The organism is Caldanaerobius fijiensis DSM 17918 (assembly GCF_900129075.1).
Classification (GTDB): domain Bacteria; phylum Bacillota; class Thermoanaerobacteria; order Thermoanaerobacterales; family Caldanaerobiaceae; genus Caldanaerobius; species Caldanaerobius fijiensis.
Genome location: NZ_FQVH01000012.1, coordinates 56,105 through 63,112, shown reverse-complemented (window position 1 = coordinate 63,112; position 7,008 = coordinate 56,105). Strand labels below are relative to the sequence as shown.

The 7,008-nt window shown below is 40.4% G+C and carries 6 protein-coding genes; all 6 read right to left on the bottom strand.

Annotated features, from left to right (window positions below; genetic code table 11):
* Positions 1-553 (bottom strand): RNA-guided endonuclease InsQ/TnpB family protein (locus BUB87_RS06735; protein ID WP_143156631.1); only part of this gene is annotated, 553 nt, incomplete at its 3' end.
* 246 nt (positions 554-799) lie between these two features.
* Complete coding sequence (locus BUB87_RS06730) at positions 800-2,266, bottom strand: aminotransferase class I/II-fold pyridoxal phosphate-dependent enzyme (RefSeq protein ID WP_073343176.1); 1,467 nt, start codon at positions 2,264-2,266, stop codon at positions 800-802.
* Between the two features lie 196 nt (positions 2,267-2,462).
* A complete protein-coding gene (gene spoIIR / locus BUB87_RS06725) occupies positions 2,463-3,110 on the bottom strand; it encodes a stage II sporulation protein R (protein WP_073343173.1) in 648 nt (215 codons plus the stop codon).
* A 63-nt stretch (positions 3,111-3,173) separates the two neighbouring features.
* Complete coding sequence (locus BUB87_RS06720) at positions 3,174-4,319, bottom strand: Ger(x)C family spore germination protein (protein ID WP_159432373.1); 1,146 nt, start codon at positions 4,317-4,319, stop codon at positions 3,174-3,176.
* On the bottom strand, positions 4,303-5,415 hold the full coding sequence (locus BUB87_RS06715) for a GerAB/ArcD/ProY family transporter (protein WP_073343167.1): 1,113 nt from the start codon (positions 5,413-5,415) through the stop codon (positions 4,303-4,305). Before BUB87_RS06715 ends, BUB87_RS06720 begins: the two co-directional genes overlap by 17 nt.
* A complete protein-coding gene (locus BUB87_RS06710) occupies positions 5,402-7,006 on the bottom strand; it encodes a spore germination protein (RefSeq protein WP_073343165.1) in 1,605 nt (534 codons plus the stop codon). The genes BUB87_RS06715 and BUB87_RS06710 overlap by 14 nt, the downstream gene beginning before the upstream one ends.
* Positions 7,007-7,008 lie beyond the last annotated feature (2 nt).

Here is a 7,008-nt window from a genome sequence, read left to right as displayed (position 1 = left end):
CTTTATCTATTCCTATTGCTTTTTCTCCTGTGGATACTTTCTCTTTTTCTTCTTCTATTTCGACTGATAGGTTTATATACCACTTTCCTGCATGGTATTTTATGTTTATTGTTTTTACCTTTTTCGGATCAAAGTCTCTGTGTGCTTTTATTTTTATATGCCCTATATTTTTTATATACACATATCCTTCTTTGCTGAAATTTCTTTTTGCTTCGCATTGAGGAAGTGTTATCGATGTGTAGTGATATTTGTCTTTGAATTTGGGATAATTTGCTCGTCCTTCGAAGAAGTTTTTATATGCTCTGTCCAACCTTCTCAATACATCCTGCAGTATCTGCGAATGTACTTTTTTGTATTCAGGATGTTCTTTCTTGTATTCTGGAAGCATGTTTTGCTGATCTTCGTATGTGAGTCCTTTGCCGTATTCTTTGTAATGTTTTATCCTCTGTTCTAGTGAATAGTTGTATAATTTGCGGCACAAATACAATGTATAAAACAATTTTTCTTCCTGCTCTTTTGTCGGCTCTAGGAGAAAATGCTGACACATCATCATCTTTTCTCACCTTGGCTTTCTATTATAAAATCCTCTACAATTATTATGACATATTATTCTATGGCAGACAATAGAAATTCATCTCCCACCTGTAGAGGATGGGAGACTTCTTTCAAGTCTTAGTTAAAAATAAATTCATCAGAAAATCTTAGGAACAATATCAAAATAGTATCTCCCTCATCAGGTAAGTTATAAAAAAAGGGGTGCAAAAGAATATCGCTCTAGTGAACCTGATGAGGGAGAACATTAATTGTAATAATCCTGACCTAATACTTTTATATAATCAGCGTAGGGGTCTTCAGTGCCTTGAAGCTGACATTTTTCGTTTTTCAGCGCTTTTATATAATCTATGATCTCTGCCGTTATCCTCTCGCCCGGGCAAATCACCGGTATACCCGGAGGATACGCCATCACCATTTCCCCACTTATTTCTCCTTCGGCGTCTTCCAACTTGACCACCTTTTTTCTGCTATAATAAGCATCTCTGGGAGATACTATGAGGTCAGGCATAATAGGGCTCCTGGTGGCATTTTTTATGGTATGGCCCGCGTGATCCGCTGCAATACCTCTTAATCCTTCTACCAGCTTTGCTATAGATGTTTCATCATCCCCTAAACTCACGATGGCCAATATATTGTAAAGGTCAGCCATCTCTACCTGTATATCATATCTTTTTCTTAAAAGTGATTCCACTTCAAATCCAGTAAGGCCGAGCCCCATGACGTTTACTCCGAGTTTGGTCTCATCAAAAGCAAAACTTCCAGGGGTTCCTGTCACTTCTTTCCCAAAGGCCCTCAGGCCAGGTATCTGGTTTATTTTATCTCTGGCTATCCTGGACAAGCGCAGCACCTCTTCCAGCATTTCGCGGCCTTTTGTGGCCAGTTGTTTTCTCGCAACATCCAGCGATGCCATTAGCACATAGGAGGCGCTGGTGGTCTGGGTGAGATTTAAAACCGATTTTACATAACCCGGATCCAGCCTATTCCCTTTCAGCAGGAGCATAGAGCTCTGAGTCATAGAACCCCCTGTCTTATGCAAGCTTACAGCACTCATATCCGCCCCTGCCATCATGGCGCTTATAGGCAAATCAGGGTGAAACCCCAGATGAGCTCCATGAGCCTCATCCACCAGAACCATCATATCATTTTCGTGGGCCAGATCTACGATGGTTTTTAGATCAGATGCCACTCCATAGTAGGTAGGATTTATAATAAAAACAGCTTTTGCATAAGGATGTGCCTCAATAGCGGCTTTAACGCTGGATACGCTCACTCCCATAGCTATCCCCAGCTCGTGATTGATTTCAGGCTGTATATACACAGGAATAGCTCCACTTAAAATAATTCCTCCGATAGTAGATTTATGAGCATTTCTGGGTATTATTATCTCATCGCCTGGTTCGCAGGCTGACATAATCATAGCCTGTACACCACTACTTGTTCCATTGACAAGAAAATAGGCATAATCAGCGCCGAAAGCTTCTGCAGCCAGCTGCTGGGTTTCCTTTATAACGCCAACGGGATTACACACGTTGTCCAGATCCTCCATGCCGTTGACGTCCAACCACATCAAATTTTCTCCTACATAATCCGTAAATTCTTTAAGTCCTTTGCCGTGCTTATGCCCTGGCACGTGAAATGCCACGGTTTGCCTTTCCCGATACCTTTTTAATGCATCAAAAAGTGGTGTCCTGTTTTGATCAAATTTCTGCATGTATCCGCCCCTCTCTTAAAATTAACGTATTAATTACAGCACAATTTATATTTAATTGCAATACTCTTTTAAAAGCTATAAAAATTTTTTATAAGCCTATAAATGATTTTTGTATATTTATTCATCTGTTCACTATCGTTATACTGAACATTTAAAAAAATGTGCATAAAATAAATAAGACAGGCATCGACCTGTCTTATTTTAATGCAAATCTCAGAGATTTTGTAAAAGCGTTAAATGTACGCTCAATTACCTCATATATCTTAAATTTAAATACCACTTCATGGTTTTTATTTTCATCAATCATATTTAATTGGTCAGCACTTAAGACCTGGCTCAAATTGTCTTCAGTTTGAACTGTGGTGAGCCCATGGGTAATATCCGCAAAGCAGAGAGGCGGGAACATGACGCACCACCAATTTTTGCCCTGGCCGTCGCCTAAAACCACTTTAAGCGCCTCATAATTGCCTGGCGGAAGCACTATAGAACCATATCTTTTAATAGGAAAATTAAATCTGCCAAATTGAACCTTAGCTCCGTAATTCATTCCACTTTCCTTAAGTACCTTTTCTGCAATTGCCTGTATGTTACTCAAGTTATCGCTTATAAGCTTTCTGGCTTTATCTATATCGTATTTCCCTTCAAACCTAGAATCCATGGCTTTTATTATCGCATCCCTGACCTTTAATTTAACAGCCTGGTCAACAGCAGAGTCGCTGTTCGCTATTACATGAAGCCTTATCAATCTATTGGATATATCGGCTTTCTGGGCTTCATATGAGCGGTACTGAAAACCCAGGAATATCAACACTATGGCTAATATTATTATCAGTAGCTTTTTCAAGGCGATCCCCCCAGATACTTTTTTCTTTTGTTATAATTATTGACATACAAACCGGTTTTTATACTACCTTACTAGCCCGTTTCTCCTCAGGAACACTTTGGGATGTGCTATCACATTTACTTCCGGAAAATATTCATCATCCCAGTTATTTTTAACTTTTTCCCAAAGTTCAGGATAATATTTGCTCATGAGGTCCCCTGCCCCTATGACGTCTACTTTATACTCATTTTTTAATTTTGAGGCGGTATTAATTATATCTGACCGTATTTTATTTTCAGCAAGTAGCTGTATCTCCTTCATAAATTTGTCCGTCATTACCTCATTGGTCCTGTCAAAGATATCGCCATTTACATCTCCTTCAAATATGCTGTCTAATATTAGATATATCTTCCCGTTTTGCACCATTAATCTTTTGGAGGTCCTGACACCATATATCTGTATGGGCACATTCACCCCATTTTTCTCCACCACTATACTCCCACCCTCCATCTGATTTTGCATTATCTCAACTGTGGCATTCTCCCGTCCATTCAGCTCTCCTACAACTCTAAACTTCTTAATGACAGCAGCACCAGATATCTCTATATCATTTTTCGAATAAGTCATAAGCGGTATCAGGCCGTCGCCATTAGTATTGTGAAACTGTATCAATATTTTGCCTATGTCGCCCGTCCTTATATACGGCGTTATTTTCTCGTTTGAAAATAGATCAGTTATAAACATACCCAATATAGGTTCATATTTGGGAGTTGCGGACAAAGCCTTCTTCACATCTCCTTTTACGTACGCCACATTTATTTTTCTGCTAAATTCATAGTATCTTTCTAATTCGTCCAATACCTGCCTGAAAAGCATCGGATCTTTTAAAAGGCCTTCCCCAAACACCACCGCTTTGGTATGACCGAAATACAGCTGTCTGTTTAATCTGGTCTGAATAGAGCGGGCTATATCAAATATGCTACTACCCACCCCGCTTACTACAAACTTAGGGTCGCCTTTGCCACCACCCATAGGCGTACTTATATAGGCTTTCAGATTGGGAAATACAAATACCGTTCGTATTTTGTTATCTTCCCCTTTCGCCTTGTCTATACCTACTGTTAAGACAAATGCCCTTTTTTCAATCTCCACCTTATCCCAGCAACCTGTTGTAATAAAGGCTATTGCACAAACAAGAAATATGCAAAATACCTTATACCTCTTCCACATCATTACCGCCCCTCATATTTCTAATCCTCGCAATCAGCAACAATAATAGCGGCACTACCACCGTCAATGCTGCAGCTCCATAAACGCTGACTGCTCTGAACATCGCAAAGGTCTGCACCAGATCCGCTGGCGACATGGCAACAATATATATAATGGGTACTAAGACCAATACTATATAGCTGTGTTCGCGAGCTCCTGTGACTCTGCTAAGTCCCAACGACATGATATAAAGTACCGTGTCAAGGGTAGTAAAAACGGAGAGCGTCCATATGCCTATCATTATGCCTTCCAGGTTTTCTACAAAAAAACCAGGAACGCTGATAATCTTTATAAGGGATATAACAGGCCAGACCAGATGAGTATTTTCCTTAACTCCAAACACCGTGGTGGACAATATAACCAGCATGAGGTTTAAAACACCAGCAATGCCTATAGCATAAACCGTGTATCTGCTGCTTTCCTGAGGCTTTTTAAGAAATGGAACTAAAAATAGCATAAACTCAAAACCTGTAAACAAAAATGCTGTATATATAATACCCTTTGCAAAAGGCCATGGCGAAACCTTCATCAAGGGTAAAAGGTTGGTAAAATCTATGTCCTTTAATGTAGGCAACAATACCAGAATCGCTGTCAATACAAAAACAGGAAGCATTATCTCATTCAACCTTGCTATAGGCTCTATCCCGTGCCTCACTATGTACAGGCTGCTCAACAACATGGTTATAATAACGATTTCCAACGGCGTATAATAGAGTAAAAACATCTTAAGGACTTCAGCAAAAACCCTTACCTGAACCGCTGCAAAGAATATAAAATAGACCACAAGCATAAACGATAATACGTTGCCAAGAAAATTACCTACGATCTTTTTGCTGTATTCCACAAAAGTATCGTTTACAAACATCCTGCCCAGCCTGGTGACAACAAGAGAAAACACCATAGCAGCCAGTGCACCTAAGACCACAAGAGTCCAACCGCTAGAGCCACCTTGTGTAGCCACATCTCTGGGAAGGCTGAGGCTGGCTATCCCAAGCATCTGAATTATAAGCGTAGATGCAAGCTGTGTGGATGTGATTTTGTCATCATTTTTTATCATCCTGTCCTGCCTCCCGACTCTTTATCTTCTCTTCCCTTTTGTCATCGAATCTTACCTTGTCTTTCTGTTGCAGAAACATGGGCCTGTATCTCATAAAATGCAATGGAAATCTGACGACTATATCCGCGAGATCCCTTGAGGTATAGCTCATAAAGGACGCAATATATGGAACCCCAAAGCTTTTCAGTATCACCATGTGGGACAACATCAGAATGGTCCCGATATAGATGCCGTATAACCCAAAAACCGTCGCCATTATCATAAAACCAAAAGTAAGCAGCCTCATACTAAGGCTTAAACTATAATTAGGCACAACAAACGATGCCATCGCTGTAATAGCCACTACAATGACCATAAATGGACTTACAATACCAGCCTGTACTGCAGCCGATCCTATGACTATAGCTCCTACAATGCCCAGCGTCTGAGATACAGGGGTGGGAAGCCTTATGCCGCCTTCCCTCAGTATCTCCAATACACCCATCATCATAAAAGCCTCTATAAACGAAGGAAATGGTACTGTAGCTCTCGTTGCCGCTATATATAAAGATAAGGTCGTCGGTATCATACCGGGATTGTACGAGGTTATAGCTATATACAGTGCAGGTAAATACAACTCAATAAATATACTCAAAAACCTCAGAAGCCTTATGACACTGGCAATAGGCCATCTCATATAATAGTCTTCAGGTGATTGTATCATTACACTGACCGTCGCTGGCATCAAAAGCGCAAATGGACTGTTATCCACCAGAACCGACACCCTGCCTTCATACAGGGCTGCTGCTACTTTATCTGGCCTTTGAGTTATTTCTATCTGAGGAAAAGGCGAATACCAGCAATCTTCTATGAGCTGCTCTATATATCCGCTCTCCAATACCGCATCGATATTTATAGTCTTTAATCGATTTTTTACTTCTTCCAGTACATTCTCATCCGCGATGTCCTCAATATATGCGATTATCACATCGGTCTTAGACCTCGTTCCAATCTGCACAGATTTTAATTTGAGCCTGGTATCTCTTATCCTACGCCTCACAAGAGCTGTATTTATCCTCAACGTCTCCACAAAAGAATCTTGAGGGCCTCGTATAGTCATCTCTGCCTCGGGCGGCGCTATTGACCGTGTTTGCCATCCCCTGGTCTCAAATATAATCCCTCTGTCATAACCATCTATCAACAAAAGAGTAAGTCCCGAGAGCACGTACACGATGATTTTGTCCACATCGTCTATCTCTTTGAGGTCAGAGGTGGACAGCGACGAATTCTTGATGAGTTCAAATATATCCTGAATATCAGACGTCTTAGGATGTGTCTGCCTGGCATCCAGCATAATAGATCTCAGTATGTTTTCATTGATAAGGTTTTTATTGGCCATGCCATCAATATATATAAGCGTCATCTTAAAGCGCTGATCATCACCTACTGTAAAATCCCTGTATACTACATCGTCACAGTCTTTAAAGGTCTCTTTGAAAAGAGCGACGTTATCAGCTAACTTTTTTGAAAGATGCCTGTTCCCTTCTCCTCTGTCGTCCTGTTTGTTATCTTTTTCTTTCTCATGCCTAAATAACCTTTTTATAAAATCCATTC

Excerpts from the sequence above, each read along its gene's own strand:
- BUB87_RS06730 (WP_073343176.1), bottom strand. The coding sequence starts at position 2,266 with ATGCAGAAATTTGATCAAAACAGGACACCACTTTTTGATGCATTAAAA.
- BUB87_RS06720 (WP_159432373.1), bottom strand. The coding sequence starts at position 4,319 with ATGTGGAAGAGGTATAAGGTATTTTGCATATTTCTTGTTTGTGCAATA.
- BUB87_RS06715 (WP_073343167.1), bottom strand. The coding sequence starts at position 5,415 with ATGATAAAAAATGATGACAAAATCACATCCACACAGCTTGCATCTACG.
- BUB87_RS06710 (WP_073343165.1), bottom strand. The coding sequence starts at position 7,006 with ATGGATTTTATAAAAAGGTTATTTAGGCATGAGAAAGAAAAAGATAAC.